The organism is Methylobacterium sp. E-025, assembly GCF_022829705.1.
Lineage (GTDB): Bacteria > Pseudomonadota > Alphaproteobacteria > Rhizobiales > Beijerinckiaceae > Methylobacterium.
Window position 1 is genome coordinate 1 of record NZ_JAKSYR010000206.1, and the last position, 14,814, is coordinate 14,814.

22 protein-coding genes and 1 pseudogene are annotated in these 14,814 nt (G+C 60.7%); 9 read left to right on the plus strand and 14 right to left on the minus strand.

Annotated elements, in window-relative coordinates:
* On the minus strand, positions 1-390 hold a 390-nt coding region (locus MKK64_RS27875; protein WP_243939011.1), incomplete at its 3' end, for a CHASE3 domain-containing protein.
* Between the two features lie 276 nt (positions 391-666).
* Between MKK64_RS27875 and MKK64_RS27880 the strand changes: the two genes are divergently transcribed.
* Together MKK64_RS27880 and MKK64_RS27885 are read left to right on the plus strand one after the other, a co-directional pair.
* Entirely contained in the window at positions 667-1,284 is a 618-nt protein-coding gene (locus tag MKK64_RS27880) for a hypothetical protein (protein ID WP_243939013.1), read from the plus strand.
* Between the two features lie 79 nt (positions 1,285-1,363).
* A complete protein-coding gene (locus MKK64_RS27885) occupies positions 1,364-1,681 on the plus strand; it encodes an HU family DNA-binding protein (RefSeq protein WP_243939047.1) in 318 nt (105 codons plus the stop codon).
* A 334-nt stretch (positions 1,682-2,015) separates the two neighbouring features.
* On the opposite strand, the gene MKK64_RS27890 is transcribed toward MKK64_RS27885, so the two are convergent.
* Together MKK64_RS27890 and MKK64_RS27895 are read right to left on the minus strand one after the other, a co-directional pair.
* Positions 2,016-2,219 (minus strand): hypothetical protein, encoded by a 204-nt coding sequence (locus MKK64_RS27890; protein ID WP_243939015.1) that lies wholly within the window; start codon positions 2,217-2,219, stop codon positions 2,016-2,018.
* A gap of 115 nt (positions 2,220-2,334) precedes the next feature.
* Entirely contained in the window at positions 2,335-2,637 is a 303-nt protein-coding gene (locus tag MKK64_RS27895) for a hypothetical protein (RefSeq protein ID WP_243939017.1), read from the minus strand.
* 96 nt (positions 2,638-2,733) lie between these two features.
* On the opposite strand from MKK64_RS27895, the gene MKK64_RS27900 reads away from it, so the two are divergent.
* Positions 2,734-3,327, plus strand: a complete 594-nt coding sequence (locus MKK64_RS27900) for a chemotaxis protein CheB (protein ID WP_243939018.1) — start codon at positions 2,734-2,736, stop codon at positions 3,325-3,327.
* A 238-nt stretch (positions 3,328-3,565) separates the two neighbouring features.
* Complete coding sequence (rmf, locus tag MKK64_RS27905) at positions 3,566-3,748, plus strand: ribosome modulation factor (protein WP_243939020.1); 183 nt, start codon at positions 3,566-3,568, stop codon at positions 3,746-3,748.
* Positions 3,749-4,020: 272 nt separating this feature from the next.
* Here the strand turns inward: rmf and MKK64_RS27910 are convergent, their stop codons facing one another.
* The 5 genes from MKK64_RS27910 to MKK64_RS27930 form a co-directional block, all read right to left on the minus strand.
* Positions 4,021-4,266 (minus strand): hypothetical protein, encoded by a 246-nt coding sequence (locus MKK64_RS27910; protein WP_243939022.1) that lies wholly within the window; start codon positions 4,264-4,266, stop codon positions 4,021-4,023.
* A 416-nt stretch (positions 4,267-4,682) separates the two neighbouring features.
* Entirely contained in the window at positions 4,683-5,783 is a 1,101-nt protein-coding gene (locus tag MKK64_RS28185) for a methyl-accepting chemotaxis protein (protein ID WP_279593412.1), read from the minus strand.
* 302 nt (positions 5,784-6,085) lie between these two features.
* Positions 6,086-6,385: a hypothetical protein gene (locus MKK64_RS27920; RefSeq protein WP_243939024.1), complete on the minus strand. Its 300-nt coding sequence runs from the start codon at positions 6,383-6,385 to the stop codon at positions 6,086-6,088.
* A gap of 65 nt (positions 6,386-6,450) precedes the next feature.
* Positions 6,451-6,750, minus strand: coding sequence for a hypothetical protein (locus MKK64_RS27925; RefSeq protein ID WP_243939026.1), 300 nt, complete (start codon positions 6,748-6,750; stop codon positions 6,451-6,453).
* On the minus strand, positions 6,747-6,965 hold the full coding sequence (locus MKK64_RS27930; RefSeq protein WP_243939028.1) for a transcriptional regulator: 219 nt from the start codon (positions 6,963-6,965) through the stop codon (positions 6,747-6,749). Before MKK64_RS27930 ends, MKK64_RS27925 begins: the two co-directional genes overlap by 4 nt.
* A 165-nt stretch (positions 6,966-7,130) precedes the next feature.
* On the opposite strand from MKK64_RS27930, the gene MKK64_RS27935 reads away from it, so the two are divergent.
* The 4 genes from MKK64_RS27935 to MKK64_RS27950 all read left to right on the plus strand — a co-directional run bounded on the left by MKK64_RS27935 (position 7,131) and on the right by MKK64_RS27950 (position 9,535).
* On the plus strand, positions 7,131-7,451 hold the full coding sequence (locus MKK64_RS27935; protein WP_243939030.1) for a hypothetical protein: 321 nt from the start codon (positions 7,131-7,133) through the stop codon (positions 7,449-7,451).
* 10 nt (positions 7,452-7,461) lie between these two features.
* The gene (locus tag MKK64_RS27940) at positions 7,462-7,872 is read left to right on the plus strand and encodes a hypothetical protein (protein ID WP_243939032.1); all 411 of its coding nucleotides are present in this window, start codon (positions 7,462-7,464) and stop codon (positions 7,870-7,872) included.
* Between the two features lie 9 nt (positions 7,873-7,881).
* Positions 7,882-8,394: a hypothetical protein gene (locus MKK64_RS27945; RefSeq protein WP_243939034.1), complete on the plus strand. Its 513-nt coding sequence runs from the start codon at positions 7,882-7,884 to the stop codon at positions 8,392-8,394.
* Positions 8,395-8,455: 61 nt separating this feature from the next.
* A complete protein-coding gene (locus tag MKK64_RS27950) occupies positions 8,456-9,535 on the plus strand; it encodes a hypothetical protein (protein WP_243939036.1) in 1,080 nt (359 codons plus the stop codon).
* 70 nt (positions 9,536-9,605) lie between these two features.
* Here the strand turns inward: MKK64_RS27950 and MKK64_RS27955 are convergent, their stop codons facing one another.
* On the minus strand, positions 9,606-10,214 hold the full coding sequence (locus MKK64_RS27955) for a PAS domain-containing protein (protein WP_243939038.1): 609 nt from the start codon (positions 10,212-10,214) through the stop codon (positions 9,606-9,608).
* 177 nt (positions 10,215-10,391) lie between these two features.
* Here MKK64_RS27955 and MKK64_RS27960 point away from each other — a divergent pair, with 177 nt between their 5' ends.
* Complete coding sequence (locus MKK64_RS27960; protein WP_243939040.1) at positions 10,392-10,718, plus strand: hypothetical protein; 327 nt, start codon at positions 10,392-10,394, stop codon at positions 10,716-10,718.
* Positions 10,719-12,109: 1,391 nt separating this feature from the next.
* On the opposite strand, the gene MKK64_RS27965 is transcribed toward MKK64_RS27960, so the two are convergent.
* From MKK64_RS27965 to MKK64_RS27980, 5 genes and pseudogenes are all read right to left on the minus strand, one after another.
* The gene (locus tag MKK64_RS27965; RefSeq protein WP_243939042.1) at positions 12,110-12,331 is read right to left on the minus strand and encodes a hypothetical protein; all 222 of its coding nucleotides are present in this window, start codon (positions 12,329-12,331) and stop codon (positions 12,110-12,112) included.
* Positions 12,332-12,498: 167 nt separating this feature from the next.
* Positions 12,499-12,864 (minus strand): hypothetical protein, encoded by a 366-nt coding sequence (locus tag MKK64_RS27970; protein WP_243939044.1) that lies wholly within the window; start codon positions 12,862-12,864, stop codon positions 12,499-12,501.
* 471 nt (positions 12,865-13,335) lie between these two features.
* A pseudogene (locus MKK64_RS27975) lies at positions 13,336-13,458 on the minus strand (IS1595 family transposase); the annotation flags it as partial.
* Between the two features lies 1 nt (position 13,459).
* Positions 13,460-13,582 carry a hypothetical protein gene (locus MKK64_RS28190; protein WP_279593413.1) on the minus strand — a complete coding sequence of 41 codons (123 nt, stop codon included), beginning with the start codon at positions 13,580-13,582 and terminating at the stop codon, positions 13,460-13,462.
* Between the two features lie 975 nt (positions 13,583-14,557).
* On the minus strand, positions 14,558-14,814 hold a 257-nt coding region (locus MKK64_RS27980; protein WP_243939045.1), incomplete at its 5' end, for a DUF6894 family protein.

Below are 14,814 nucleotides of genomic sequence, written 5' to 3' on the forward strand. Positions count from 1 at the left end.
ACGTATCGCGGTTTCGCCGATGTCGGTTTGCCAAGCGCGCGCTGCTGTCACGGCATCGGCAAACAGACGCGAACGCTCGGCATCGTTGCCGATCAAGGTCCTCAAATGTGTGATCGTCTGGTCCAGGGCCGGCCGCCCCGCGCGGTAGGGCTCTAGGCTGCTCTCGCGCCCGGTGATCAGATAGCCACGTAGGCCGGTCTCCTGGTTGAGCATGGCGGTGCGGAAGGCATCGAGCCCCCGAACCACTTGTGTCGAGCGGTCGAGGGCGTCGGTCGCATCCTGCAGGTGGTTGCGTGTGGCTAAGATCGCCCCGCTGCTGAGGACCGACACCAGCGCGATGACGCCAATCGCACCTCCAAGCGTGCGGTTGAGGCCAAACGTGTTCGGCATGTTCGAGCGTTCCTACGCAGACGTACGACACCATGTGGCAACCGCCATCGCTGGCCCAGTCAGCTAAATTAGATTTCAAATCAAGCTGGTATTGGTTCCATACGCCAATCGCGGCAATCTGAACGTCGGCAGGGATAGGCTGCAATAGGCCGCCGCCTGCGACCGGCGCATGAGCCGCGGCCAGTTGGGGAGGGGTTCGCGTTGACGCGCCATCGCCTTGGCCGAACATGAGGCAGATCCGGTCACGCGGCCTCAACCTTGGATCAGAAGTTGCCGATGATGACGGACAGCCTTGGCTCCGACCATCCTTATACCCTGTCCGAGATTGAGCGTGCGCACGAGATAATCGCCCGCAGCGTCGTCGATTATGGCGTGGTCTACCTGCCGCTGCTGGATCGGATGGAGCGTGAGGTTGCCCATGCGAGGCGCCAGGTCGAAGGCTCCGCCCGTGCGCAGGCAGTTCTAGGACGGGTACGCGAACAGCAGGCGCGGCGAGGCCGCGTCGTCATGAGGAAGCCCCCACTAGCGCCGGCCGTCCGGTTCCGGGTCGATCCGGCCTATGTCCCGGCTGACAAAGCCGCACGCCGTATGGGGCTGACCCCAGATCAGTTCGGGGAGTACCGGCGACGCCTCTACGCCCGCGGTTTTCCCGTGCCGGACGAGACAGCCGGCCTTTACGACATCGAGGCGATCGACCGGTGGCGGATGCGCCAGCGCCCCGATCTCTACCCCGAGATGCAGCCCGGTCTGCCCGTTGTTGGGCCTGCCCCTCGGACAGATTTGGGAGCGCGGTTTGCAGACGCCCAGAAGGCCAAGAGCATGGGCAAGCGCTTCGCTGACGCCGAACGGACACGGCGTGCAAAAACACGATCCGGGGACGGCGGGCGCGCGTAGCCATCCCCGCAACGGGCATCCCTCTGATTTAGCGCCCCCCATGTTGTCGCCCGACGGCCTTTACCTCTATTCCCTCACCATGATCCGGTCCGACCTCGTTCTCCGCCTCGCCGCCCTGAACCCGCATCTCTACGGGAAGGACTGCGAAGCGGTGGTCGATACCATTCTCGGCCGCATCGCAGACGCGCTGGTGGCCGGCGATCGAGTGGAAATCCGCGGGTTCGGATCGTTCACGGTGAAGGAGCAGCGTGCCCGGCAGGGTCGTAATCCGAGGACGGGAGCACTGGTGGCTGTACCGGCCAAGACCGCGCTCGTCTTCAAGGCCGGCAAGGAGATGCGAGATCGGCTGAATTTGCCCTATGGCCCACCGGACTTAGCTGACGCTTTAAGCGCATAACATCCACGGCATGAGTGATGCTTCATTCTCCCCCACCTTAAGGATGAGAGAATAGTAGCTGTCGATGCGACCCCTAAATGATCTTGAAAGGCGCGTCCTCAAGGCTTTGACCGGTGAATTTGTGAGCGCATCCGTCATCAAAGCCCGAGCAAGGATCGCTATGAAAGACCTAATCGGCCCTACGGTCGACGCCTGTATTGAATTGGAGAAGCGCGGCCTTGCAGAGCGGGATAAACGAAAAAGCCGATTGATCTGGCGTCGGTCCAGCGATAGACCTGACGATATGTAGACTGATCTTCCTAAACTAAAATTGTAATCCGCTCGGCTTAAAGCGTTAAATAAACCTTAGCCAATCCCCTAGTTCAACAGAGCGTTTTTCTGCCTTGGCTTGAGTAAGCACTTGAGCTTGTTCGTCATCGCCGGCTAAAATTTGATACTTGCCAAAGACATCACCTTCCTGGTCAAAGGCCAAAACAAGGATGCGCGGTGGATGGCACGGCTCGGTCGTCCAAAGCGACGCGTTGGAGTTGGCAGGCATGTGCGTCTCGGGTCTGGGAGCCCACCCCTTTGCTCGCAATGAGCACCAAAACAAGGCATCCGACGCAGAAGGCCATCGTTATCGAAGCCTGAGGCGAATGCACCGACATCCAGCGTCACCGTGTCTCAGTATCGTGGCCTATAGGAGACCACAGCGCCTCCAACAGTTTGCACCGCTGATCGGAAAAGCCAGAATTCATTTCGGTAATGCGAAGGATCGCCTCATCGACAGCATCAAGGCCCCCGACGGCATGGATGCTCTCTCCACATGCACGAAGTCGCGCTACAACCGTCGCCGAGGCGGGGTCGTTCGCAAACGGTATGCGGCCCTTTTGGGTATCGTCGAAGCGGCTCCATTCAATCTGCCGAAGCAGGGCATCGACGGTATCATCTTGATCGGTAGTGATGCGGTTCAGCATCTGGGTCCTCTGACGCTGGTGCATCTGATGCACGCCGCGTTCCGCCTTCCATGCTGATCCTCGTCCAGAGCGTAGCCCAGGCCCGCATCCCGCACGGTGATCCTGAACCACACCCGAGATGGGGCAGTTGACGAAGGCATGGGCCCCATTGTCATCATCGCTGCCTCCGCTGGCGGGCTTACCCCGATCAAACAGATTGTAGCCGCGCTACCGGCATTCTGCTCGGCATCGGTTTTCATCGTCTGGCACACCGGCAGCTATCCCAGCATCGTTCCGGAAATCCTGAGCATGACGAGCCATCTGCCCGTCGGACACGGGGAGGATGGCCAGCATATTGAGGCTGGCCGCATCTACGTCGCACCTCCCGACAAGCACATGTACCTGGATCACGGCGTGATCCGCCTCGATCACGGGGCGAAGGTTCACTTCACCCGTCCCGCGGCGGACCCGTTGTTCGTGTCAGCTGCCGAGGCCTACGGCGAACACGTCATTGGCATTGTCCTCAGCGGCTATGGCGGAGACGGCGCGGACGGCTTGGCCACCGTCAAGGCGCTCGGTGGTTTGGCTCTTGTCCAGAAGCCCGAGGAGGCGGAGCAGCCCTCGATGCCCTGGGCAGCGATCCTGGCCGACCATCCTGACGCCAGCCTGCCGGTTGAGGAGATTGCCGCTCGGGTAGCTGGGTTGTGCTGAAAAGACGAGGCAGGCCCGCCCCCTCCGATCTGATCACGGGGTGGCGGGTGCTTCGTCTATCTCACCAACGTACCGGTCCTGAGCCCGACTTAAGGGCAAGATGCCCCCAACGAGTTATCGCGGCGTCAACGATCCACCACCGGTCAGTCCCAGGACAAATTTCCCGTTTCTTATGCCGCGGGATCGTGTTCGTTTCGGCGTGGTTACCCCTACAGATCTTCAGCGCGGAGTCGTCGCCATGGCCCAGACCCGGCATCTAAATTCTCATTCTGACCCAGTTGAAGAAGGCGCGCAGGCTCGTATCCATGGCAGGCCGAAGGATGCTTGTCCCTATCCTCACAACAGCGAAGAGCGTGCCTCCTGGATGGAAGGCTACGACGGCACGCCCCGCGATGATGCCCCTGATTGGCAGCTGGGATGAGCGCGTTGGCCATCATTAAAAAGCTCGAACAATCATGATATTAGAAGCCCAAGCCGCGCAGCATCCTGATGCGGTGGCAGGCCGAGCGCTACTGACGGCTAGGTTGAGGCGCTTGTCTCCTGCTGAGCGCAAAGCATTCCATACGGCAGTTCGTGCCTGCTTCGCATCGCGTGCGCCGGCGGCTGCTAACGAAAATCGAGAAGTCGACCGAGCCTTGCTGTGATGCCACTCGTGTTGGTTAGATTTGGACGGTGACCAGCGATGGACCGCGATCAAGAGCCTGAGGAATGGATCGTCGGTTGAAATGCCTCGTCACCGGTATGGGACTGTAAGGCGATGCGACCCGCATCAGTGATTGCCCACTTCCTCGATCCGTCCGCGGAGCTGGCCCCGATCGGCTCGACGAAACCCATCTTCATCAACCCGGGGATTTCCTGATCCCCCTTGGCATAGCGGCGTGGTCCGCGCGCTAGCAGCGTCAGCCGGTAATGCTGGCTCGGCCGCAGCTTACTCTTCATTTTACCGCCCTCTCACGGCGTCTTCCCCTCCCACAATCTGATGCCCTGCTATGGCTATGCCATTACCTCGGCCGATTGGGCGGAACGTGAGCATCTAGGGCGTCCAGCCACTCGTCGAACGAGCCAGCACTGGGCCCCCCCTTGCAGCGGTGTATCCATTGGTCGAGGTCGCGTCAGTCGTACCGCAGCAAGGCGTCGGAGCCGAACCGGATCGGCTCCACGTCGCACTCCCGCTGGAACACGATGCGCGAGAGGCCGCAGTACGATGTAGCCTAAGCCTGGATGAGAAGCTGTGCTGCAGACAGGACCAAGCTGTGTTCGTTCACTGGTTGTCCGGCGGCTGATCAATCTGTTCTCGTATCGATGCCGCTGGAGGCGCAGGCAGATCTTCGGTCCGGCATGGTGCCTTGGATCGGTTATCGCTCCACCTTGTGCTGAACGATCATGCCGTACCAGCCCAAGCCGAGGTAGGTCTCGTAACCTGGTGTCCGGTGGAAAGCTGTGACCGTGCCCGTCTGGCTGTCTCTGGTAATTCCGCTGGCCTGACCCTTCGGATCCAGCGGCAGCACTTCGGTGAGGACACCCTGACCGTCAGACGCTGCCAGGACACGGCGGTTAGTATCGACGAGCAAGACACGGGTTCGCGCTCGGTCCGCCGGAGCGACACGCACCCCTTCCACGATTGCACAGGCCTGGGGCTCCCAGTCGAAGTGGATGCCGAGCACGCCAAGCACAGGTCCATCCGCTCGGCCGCCTTCGCGTACACTGGCGGCGTAGGTGGCGACCTGCGCACCAGCAAGGCGGTTCTCACGGCGTACGTTCGCGCTGACGTAGTCGTCACCACTGCGCAGCGCGATGGCGTTCTGAAACCAAGGCTCGCCGGCTACGCTTTGACCGCGCACACCCGGGTATCGATCGGGTCTGCCATTGGCGATGACTACGCCGTTCCGGTCGCAAAGCCAGAGATCGAGGTAGACGGTATAGGCTGACAGGATGACGCCCAGGCGTTCGCAGGCGTAGGCGCTGGATGCCTCACCCGGGCTTGCCGCGCAATCGACGACGGCGGCATCAGTCGCCCACCAGCGCACGTCGCAGGTCCGCTCATAGAGGTTCCGGTCGATCAGTTCGACGGCGTTCAGGGCCAAATCAGTTAGGCGCTCGGCCTCAGCCTTCTGCGCCATACCCTCGACAACCTGCTGCAGCATGCCGATCCGACCCGACAAGTGAGCCTCAAGTTCGCGAGCCACACCATCGATCTCAGCCCCAATCGACCGAACTTCCTGCGCAACGACGGAAAAGCCCCGTCCCTGTTCACCAGCGCGTGCAGCCTCGATGAGCGCATTGAGTGCCAGGATCCTAACCTGCGCGGTGATCTGCTGGATCCGACGCGTCTTGTCGCCGGCGATCTGATTGACCTCGGAAGTGATGCTCGCAATCGCTGCCAATGTGGGATCGACGTTGACCGGAAGGCCACCCGTCGGCGACGTAGATCCTACAGCTTTAGGTTGAGGGTTCATCGGCTTATCAGCTCTCAGGGCTGCATTCAAAATGCAGGGCGACGGTTAATAAGTTCTGATAATCCTAAATCAGTTTTAATCACCTCATCACATCGCCGTTACTGGATGACTGGCAGGGGGCGATGGCGACGGATTTGGCTAAGGCCTTGCTCAGCAGTGAAATTGGACTTTTTACGTCCCAAGAGCCGGATACCGCCCCTCATGCGTTCGCAGGGACGAATACGGGGGGCCTGATGGAAATGGCCCTGCAAGCTGGTTTCTGCAGGGCCATCGGGTCGTTGGTTCGATGTTTGCGACGGACCTCAGCAGTCGTTGCTGCCTGGCTTCACCACCTGGCCCTCTGCCGCCTTCTTCTCGCCATCGGCGGGCTTGGTGCCGGCGCCGACGTTGTTCATGGCGCCGACCGTTCCGGGAGACTCGGCTTTGGCGCCAGGGGTCGTCTTGGCGGACGACGTGCCATCAGTCATCGAGCTTTTGTCGGTCGAAGACGACTTGCCTTCCATATTGGTGGTCGTTCCCACCGAGCACGGGGCGGCGAAGGATGCACCGGCCGTCAGCATCAGGATGGCGGCTGCGCCTGAAAGAGTTGCAAGCTTGGTCATGTTTCCTCCGGACTGTATTGTCGGAAGGAAACCAATTTCGGCACGATGGTTCCTACCCTGCGCCACTAGGGCTCTTTCCTCCCCTGGAAGGGTCGAAGCAGCCAGGCCATCCCTTTCACCTCAGCCTGCTCGACCTCGTCCGCCGCCGCCATCTGGCCAGTCTCTTTGTCGATCTCATGGACGATCTGCGTCAGCAGGGGCGGGAGCGGAACGTTGTACTCATTTAGCAGCAGGGCAGCGTCGAGGAGCGCTCGGATTTGCTGGTTCAGAATTGTTCGTCTCATGATCTGCGCGTCTAGCACCTGATCGGCGAGGAGGCCGGCGCGGCGAGAGACCTCGGATAGGCGCTCAGATGAGGCGATCACGCTTTCCGCTCACGCATCCGAACCCCAGCCCCGCCCCCGTTCTCGGGGATGAACTCGACGCCTGCGGCTTCAAACGCCTTCCGAATGGCGGCGAGGTTGTCGGTGATCGATTTTGGCACGCCGTCGGTCTCTTCCATGCGCTTGATGGTGGTCCCAGAGACCCCCGAGGCCTCCTGTAGATCCTTGACCGACCATCGCAGGTAGCCGCGAGCCATTCGCATCTGCGCTCCGGTGAGCATTCTTTTGGCCCCTCAGAAATCCAATTTGTACCGCATACAGTCCAATATGGGTTGACAGCCCTGCTGGCATGGCTAATTTAGACCATACGCAGTCCGAAAGGAAGTGCGAGCGGTCCAATTAGATCCTTGAGGCCAACCCCGATGCGCTACGCCAACCTCATCCCCGCCTCGCACATCGCCCGCAGCGCCGATCCGCGCCTGACCGCCGACGCCCGCCGCGCCGTCATCACCACGAAGGCCGCCGTCGTCTCTGCCACCGAGAGCGCCAAGCGCTTCGCTCGCACCGAGGCGCTGGTGAACCGGGACGGCACCTTCGACCGTTCCGCCATCATGCGCGCCGCGATCCGCTCGGCTCAGGCCCGCATGGAAGTGACCGGCGACGCCTGGGGCGTGTGCATGTCCTACGCGCTCAAGGGCACCTGGGCCGCCGCCAAGTCCTCCCGCGCCTACCGCGCGCACTGAGGGGGTCGCCATGCTCGTTACCGCCCACGCCACTGTCGCGCCCGCCATGTCGGCCGCCATATCGGCCGACCCCGTGTTCGCTGCGATCGAGACGCACCGCGAAGCGCTCCACGTCTACGAGGCCGAGGTCCACTACCAGAAGCGGAAGCGGAAAGGCCGGTGGGTCTCGAAAGAGAACTTCCGCGAGGCGGCCGACATCTACGACACGATCACGTCCAGGCTCGCCCTTAGCCCCATCGAAACGCTCGCCGGCCTGCGTGCGCTCACGGCCTATCTCGCCAGCCTGAACGCCTATGGGCAGGTGGCGGGGAACGCCTGCCTCTACGCGATCGAGGTCTGGCACCTCTCGGACGCAATGACGACGATCGCCGAAGCGATGGCCCGGTTGCTGCCGGCCGACGCCGCGCCCTCGACGCACTGAGGCCGAGCGATGCGGATCACGCGCCAATCCATGATCTCGGGCGAGACCAACACGCTCGAAGCTGCAACCGACGCCTTGGTGACGACGCCGTGCACGTCTCGGTTCGGGGCGCTGGCCTTGCTCGGACACCTGCGCTGGTGGCTCCGCGAGGAAGCCGAGTTCTCGGCAGCCCATCAGCCCGGCTACGGCATCGCGCAGGCCCGCGTCGCCGACCTCACGCTGTTCCTCGGTACCAACCTGCCGCCGGTCACGATCCCGCACGCCTTCCCCTCGGGTCGCCTGCCGCCCGCCCCGGCCCGCCTCCTGCCGGGCGTCGATCGCTACAGCCAGAGCGCGGCGCTCGCTCTGCCGAACGAACCCGTGCCCGGCGAGTGCGCCCCGTGGGAGGCCGTCGCCGCGGTTCGTCCTGACACCGCCTTCGTGCGCTCCCTCCGCTTCATGGATGCCGGCGCCGAGCTGCTGGGCGCCCTCGTCATCATCGGCGGCGGCTGCGTCCTGACGGGCTTCGCCTCGCTGCTCTGAACCCTTCCTACCCCTCGCCCTGGGCCGGATGGCTCACGGGCTTCCCCTCGGAGAACCCGACATGCGCAACCGTTTGAAGCGTCACCTTAGCAGCGAACCGAAGCCGAGCCTGCGCGAGCGGTTCGCGGCGACGATGGCCAGGACCGGAATAGCGTTACGGCGCACGAAGCCGGAGGCCGATACTGGATCCGATCTCAACGACCGGACCGCTCTAGTCTGCTACTCGACATGGCTCGGAATTGAGCAGCGTCGGGTCTGCCTCGAACTCTACCCCCATCTCGGCCCTAAGGGGACGGCCTTCTCGGTCGGCTTCAACGCGGGCGAGGAATGGCACTTCAACGGCAGCAACCGGACCGGGGGCCTGAAAGACCGTGGCCCCGTTCTGCACCGCGCCGTGCGCCTTCTGGACACCCTCGGGGTCGATTGGCGCGGCGACATCGCTAGGGGACGGGGGCCTGACGATATCGCTAGAAACCTCACCTCAGATACCGGCGAGCGGCCTCCCATGCCCCGCGGCTGGCCTGCGACGGACGCTGCGTTGGTCACTGCCGCAGGCGATGCCGAACGGATGGAGGCAGCGATCCTCGCCCTCGTCACAGGGGACGATCGCGACATGGACGAGATCCCCGGCTACTCCGAATTGGATGAGGCTCGCGACGAGGCGCAGGCGACGTTGGTGCAAGAGCGTGCCACGAGCTTGACGGGGCTCCGGGCCAAGGCCAGCGGCTTCGACCTACCGAGCCAGAAGGGTCATGACCGCTGGCTGGCGAAGCTCGGCGCGTCCATCGCTCGCGATCTCCTTCACGGTACGAACCGCCTTGTCGAGCCCATGCCGGACCCGGTGTTCGAGGCGATCGAGGAGACAAAGCGGCTGTCGGCGGCCCGTAGCGCCGCCCTGCACCTCGACCAGCTTCCCGGCAACATCGATCCACCGGAGCAGGCTGAGACCCGCGAAGCCTTCTTTGCCCACGTCGATGACGTGCTTCTCGTGACCGTACCGAGGACAGCCGCCGGGTGCGCGGCCCTGTGCCGGTACGCCCTCGCCTACCACGAGGAACACGGCTGCGCCCTGGACGAGTCCTGGGACAACAACCACCACTTCCGCATCCTGGATCTAATCGCCCGTTCGCCGCGCCTCTGACGCCACCCGCTGCGGCGGGGCCGATGCCAGTGAACCACTGTGCGTAAGAATACCGGGCGCGGGGGCTAGTCTAGTTCATACGTCCGCGGCGCGATCGGATATCCTTCTGAGCCAGTCGTCGCCCCAGCTCCAACAGCAACGCATCCGCACAGCCCTTCAGCCGTGGGTCCTGCATCTCGACGATCGCCTGTTGCGCAGCGATGGCGTGTTCGGCTGCGCGATCCAGCGCGCTGTCCTCATTCTCGACCCCGAAACCTCTGCAAGTATCCTCCGTCATCCGCATCTGCGTGATATCGACGAGAATACCAGCCCCTTTCCACCGGCGCCCGACACGATCCGTGGTGAAGCGACCGCGATCCAAAACCCAACGGGTCCGACCATCCACCGAGATTACGCGGTACTCGGCGAGAAAGGGGCTGCCATCACGGGTGCTACGATTGATCAAAGCGCGGACCCGTTCCCGATCGTCGGCGTGGATGCTGTCGATGAAGCACGAGAGCGGTAGACCGGACTTGGCGTCCTCAGGATCGACGTTGAAAACCAGCGCCACGAAGGCATCGACGCGAGCCAAGTCGGTCGTGGCGTCCCACTCCCATCGCCCGATCACATCCATGGCGTCCAGGGCCGTCTGAAAGGCTTCCGGACTGGTCCGAACACTGAGGGTCTTATTCTTTGGCACTCAAAATCCGCCTTTGAGCCCGAAGGCGGTTTCATGTACAACCGTAAGGATACAACTTCAAGTCAAATCTTATCATTTGATGGCAACTGTGACGTGTTTGCAATGCTGCTACAACGCGTAAATTGTATTATGGATACTGCGACACAGGTGCTCTGTCCGCTCGCAAAGGAATAAGTCATGGGATCGAAAGCGCCGCCTCCCAGCCCACCGCTGCAAGCCGGACCGCAAGAGGACGACACTGATCGGCTTCCTCGATCAGTGAGCCTCATAGCCAAGAGCATGCCCCTACAGCGGATCGCCGACGCGCTGCAGGTATCGCTGACCGTTCTGTATCAATCGCAGAACGCGATCGAAGCGGTATCCAAGCCCGTGGAGCAGACAGAGGCCAATGGCGGCTTCGACCGTGAATGCTACGCGCTGATCGAGGCGTTCATGCGGATTTCCGATCCTGAAGAACGTCTCCGGATCTTGACCCTTGTACAGGCGTCAGCCGAGCCGGCATGAGACGCAAAGCGTCCAAATTTGGAAGGCCGCGTCTGTAGATCGGTCGATTACGACGCCGGTTGGGCCCGCTGGATTGTACCGGACCTCTGGCCGGCTTGGGCAACGTCGTCACGGCTGCACATCATCTCGGTGCTCGGTGTGATGTACCTGAAAATGGTGGTCTGGCGGTGAGCCTTGATGCCAACTACTCGCCGCCTGATTTCAGCCCTAGGGGCAAGGCTTTCACAACAATCAGGCCTTCCCACTACCAAGAGTCAATTTGTGAGTTCTTCACGAGTTAGCCCAAAGAAGGCTTCTACATGCTCGCGTAGACCACGCGGGGATACTCGGAGACGTATGCAGGACGGGACAGGGGCGGTGCATTTCACCAAGCGTAAAAGAGCGTCGTAAGCCTTTTGAATGTTCGTGGGCGATGGTTCGATATCAGCGTGAACGAGTGCACCAGCTGCATTATGCCAAAGGGGCGCCTCGGTGCTCTGTAGTGCCTCGTCAATGCCGTACCGATGCAAGGCGGAGAGGCCTGAAGGAACATCGTTTATGAGTGTGACCCCGAAATCTGGGCGATTGGGGTCGAGCCAGACAACCACGGCATCTTCAAACGGCTTTGACATCAGGATCACATCCTCCGTCGCTAAAACCGATTTCTCAATACGCGAATTCAGCCTAAGGTTGCGCTTGCTAGTGGGGTGTGTAGTTTCTCGGTTAAGCTTTAGTAACCAACAACTGTGGCATTCCTGGCGAAGCTACGCGTTTGAGCCGATAGGCATCATCCGCATGACATGGTGGTGCCGCACCCACCCGTAAGTGCGATCTCGGGCTCAATTGCACGAACATTCTTACGGTTAGACACGCTGCTTTCCGCGCCCACCCCCCCCGCGGGCGTCATCTTCGGCGGCCGGAATGCCTATCAGGACCTGTAAGGGGGGGGCGTTCGTACCATGCGGATCTTCCCCGATAAGAGCTCGCAGCCAATGCAAACCGCATACGTCCAATGAGCCCATAAATTCTCGTTCTGCCGATCGACTCATTGTTGTCCGATGCGACACCACTCCATGCGGCGCCACATGATGCGCCGTGGCGGCGGCCGAACCATCGAAATGAAGAAGGGGCTCTGAATTTCAGACGCGGGGAAGCCTGCGCCCTGACATCGCCTTCGCCCGCCCGGCATCCGCCGCGACGGGCTTTTCGTGCGCTCGACGGGTTTGCTGATCCGCTACGTCGCACGCGACCGCAAGCTGATGACGGAGCACACCCGGCGGGTGTCGAAGGCGCTGCGGGCTTTGAAGGCGGGTCGGGTAGTGCGGGGTGTCGCGGACGGGCGGGGCAGTCTAACTTGGATGAAAATGGAATAGAACTTCACACTTCTTCCAGAGTTATCAAAGATGATTTACCTACTGCTTTTTCTGATTGTTATTCGGCTGTCCCGCCCCCTGCAATGTTTGACCCTTGTTTTGGAAACCACTATAGAGAGCAGACCACATTGCCTTATCAAAAGGGAAGGCAGATGCTCGGTATTGCGCGGCACTGAATGCTATCCAGCCAGAAGCGCTTAGCGCCAAGCCGGCATATTTAAGACGATTTTCTTTTGTAGATTTTTTCTTGTTCTTCTTCACTACAAGAGTGACTCTTTCTTGAGAGTTCTTCATTGTGGTGTATAGGTTTATTATATTGTCGTATTCTTCGCCGTCTATCTTGTTATAGATCGAGTCTCTGAGGCTGTTCCTGTTGCCCCGAGACTCAGCGATTTGATCTTGAATTTCTGCTATCTGTGAAAGTGTCGCTAGGTAGTTGGGAAAAACTTTTGTATTTCTTCTACGCCTATGGACTTTTCTGTTTCGTCAAACCATGTCGTAACGAAATTCATCATTGCATCTATCGCGTCGTGCTTAGCTTTTACGCAATCTTCTGTTGCATCAGCGATAAAGCTTGAAACTTTAGCATGTTTTTCAGCATCCTGAAAAATATCATGCGCAAGTATTATTTGTATTGAGTCAACAATCTTGCGCCCGGCATACCTTAATTCAAAAATAGCAGGTGCAACTATTTCGTTTGCGCGAACATGCTCTGCGCGCTTTATTCGTTTTTCGGCAACGTTCCATTGCTCAATGAGCGCACAAAGCGCCGCATCTAATTCTGCGTCGAGCATGTGTGGATGGGACTTCGAAGGAGGGGATGAGGCCTATAGCACTCTAGCGTGCGCTGCGCACGCGGTCTCGCCACTTCGAATTGATGGCTCGCGCCCTCTTCGTCTCGGTATCGAGTTCTTCGGGCATGAGGATGCGCCCGTTCTGAGCGGAGATGTTCCCGCGAGCAAAACGGCTGACAGTCTTCTTCACAACACGAAGCCATTCGGCGCGGGCTTCCGCGCGAACCGCCCTTGACACCTGAGCCATAAAGTCCCGGCCTACCATCTGACGATCCTCAAGATGGCGCTGTAACGCCGCCCTGGGAGGGCGGCGCCTACCACAGCCTAGATTTTGGGTCTAGATGCCGCCAGTAGGCTATGACGATTATCCACCGCAGAGACTGAATGGCAAAGCTTGAAAAAGCGTTTATTTTCTGATGCTTGTGGAAATCTGTTCCTCAGCAGATCGCGCGTGGGGTTGGCAATTCTTTTTTAAGAGATTGCCGCATTCCGCTGCCAGTACCCCTTCCACTGCCGCGACACCGGATGCGTGAGCGCGGCGTCCGTCGCCATCAGGTACTGGACGCCGTTGCTGACGCGGCGGTGATCCTCTCGCCTACCGCCTGGCCTCCCACACCGGCACGCCCACCGGCCGCCCTTGCCGGTCCCACCGGAAGGTCTGGTTCCCGTACTGGATCCAGGTGTCGCCGATCGCCTCGACGCGGCGCGCTTTGGTCATTAGCGACCCGTGGTAGTCGACGCGGATCCCACGCCGTGGCCCTGCCTCGGTGCGTTGTCAGCAACTCGCGGCTGAACCTGATGCGAGGCCTTAAAGCGCGCCCCCTTCAGCGGCATCGGCTCGCACCCATGGGCTCCCATTGACAAGGTCACCATCGGGCACCTCTCCTCCGACTTACAGTTGCAATGCTGATGTCGGTCCTTATGGGCGGCCTGTGTGATCATACAGTCTGCGCCAACATAGATTACAATTTCTATGCCGCATGAACGACAAAAATCCCTCATGACGCGCATGGTTTTTCCTGCACTCGCCGAGAAAAAACAATGGCGGCTTCTCAAGGAAGCCCGACATGCGGCAAACCGTTCCAAATCATGTTTGTCTTTGTATCCTCGAAATCAGCTTATTTGCGCGATCCCCCATTCAATATATGATAGAAAAAGACCGCCATAGCCGCGAATGATGCGCGATTTCCATCATTTGAGAAATTAGGCAGCTGATCTCGCCGGATGTGGGCCGGTGGGGATAAGGGCTTGGGCGGGGTGGCGCAACGCGCGACCTGGGCTTCTTCGACGACCCATTCCGAGACTCGTCCGCGCTCTCCGTGTGGATGCGGGATAACCAAGCCACCGGATCCTCCGTCCCAGCGATCCCAACCGTGAAACCTGTCGTAGGGTCGCCGAGTAGGTGAAGTATGACGAAGTCCGATCGTGCTCGCATCGACCTCGCGTCCGCTAAGCCGGATACCCTCGACGACATATCAGAGGGGGAGTTCGTGAAGCGATGGAAGGCTCTCGTTGGGGAGCCCCCGTCTATCATGCTCAGCAGCCGCGCTCACATGGTGAAGGTGTTGGTGGAAAGCGTGCCGCCTGCGACGACCGCTGGTGCACCGGGACTTTTCGATGATCAGACGGTGGTGGCGGAGCGGGTGTCGTCAGGCGCTGCCTGCCATGTATCTTCTTGGTAGCCGCCTCAGCCCTACCGTACCTGCCGGGTGGCGAGCACGTCGGTGAACGGCTTCGACAACACGTGCCGGCCCGACGCTTCGTAGATCTCCACCGTCCACGCCGACCAATCCCGCGGCGCGCTACCGAGCATCAGGTCCAGCGCGACGCGCTCCGCGTGCGCGCGCATCAGCGCCCACGTCGGCAGCCGCTTGCCCTGGAGGTCGGCCACGAGCTCGTGCCCGTTTGTGCAGTGGAAGCGGTAAAGCGGTGTCGGCATTGGCCTTCTAC

What these genes read in the sequence shown, in the direction of transcription:
- MKK64_RS27880 (WP_243939013.1), top strand. Translation starts at nt 667, where the DNA reads ATGATGACGGACAGCCTTGGCTCCGACCATCCTTATACCCTGTCCGAG.
- MKK64_RS27885 (WP_243939047.1), top strand. Translation starts at nt 1,364, where the DNA reads ATGATCCGGTCCGACCTCGTTCTCCGCCTCGCCGCCCTGAACCCGCAT.
- MKK64_RS27890 (WP_243939015.1), bottom strand. Translation starts at nt 2,219, where the DNA reads ATGCCTGCCAACTCCAACGCGTCGCTTTGGACGACCGAGCCGTGCCAT.
- MKK64_RS27895 (WP_243939017.1), bottom strand. Translation starts at nt 2,637, where the DNA reads ATGCTGAACCGCATCACTACCGATCAAGATGATACCGTCGATGCCCTG.
- rmf (WP_243939020.1), top strand. Translation starts at nt 3,566, where the DNA reads ATGGCCCAGACCCGGCATCTAAATTCTCATTCTGACCCAGTTGAAGAA.
- MKK64_RS27910 (WP_243939022.1), bottom strand. Translation starts at nt 4,266, where the DNA reads ATGAAGAGTAAGCTGCGGCCGAGCCAGCATTACCGGCTGACGCTGCTA.
- MKK64_RS28185 (WP_279593412.1), bottom strand. Translation starts at nt 5,783, where the DNA reads ATGAACCCTCAACCTAAAGCTGTAGGATCTACGTCGCCGACGGGTGGC.
- MKK64_RS27920 (WP_243939024.1), bottom strand. Translation starts at nt 6,385, where the DNA reads ATGACCAAGCTTGCAACTCTTTCAGGCGCAGCCGCCATCCTGATGCTG.
- MKK64_RS27930 (WP_243939028.1), bottom strand. Translation starts at nt 6,965, where the DNA reads ATGGCTCGCGGCTACCTGCGATGGTCGGTCAAGGATCTACAGGAGGCC.
- MKK64_RS27935 (WP_243939030.1), top strand. Translation starts at nt 7,131, where the DNA reads ATGCGCTACGCCAACCTCATCCCCGCCTCGCACATCGCCCGCAGCGCC.
- MKK64_RS27940 (WP_243939032.1), top strand. Translation starts at nt 7,462, where the DNA reads ATGCTCGTTACCGCCCACGCCACTGTCGCGCCCGCCATGTCGGCCGCC.
- MKK64_RS27945 (WP_243939034.1), top strand. Translation starts at nt 7,882, where the DNA reads ATGCGGATCACGCGCCAATCCATGATCTCGGGCGAGACCAACACGCTC.
- MKK64_RS27950 (WP_243939036.1), top strand. Translation starts at nt 8,456, where the DNA reads ATGCGCAACCGTTTGAAGCGTCACCTTAGCAGCGAACCGAAGCCGAGC.
- MKK64_RS27960 (WP_243939040.1), top strand. Translation starts at nt 10,392, where the DNA reads ATGGGATCGAAAGCGCCGCCTCCCAGCCCACCGCTGCAAGCCGGACCG.
- MKK64_RS27970 (WP_243939044.1), bottom strand. Translation starts at nt 12,864, where the DNA reads ATGCTCGACGCAGAATTAGATGCGGCGCTTTGTGCGCTCATTGAGCAA.
- MKK64_RS28190 (WP_279593413.1), bottom strand. Translation starts at nt 13,582, where the DNA reads ATGACCAAAGCGCGCCGCGTCGAGGCGATCGGCGACACCTGGATCCAG.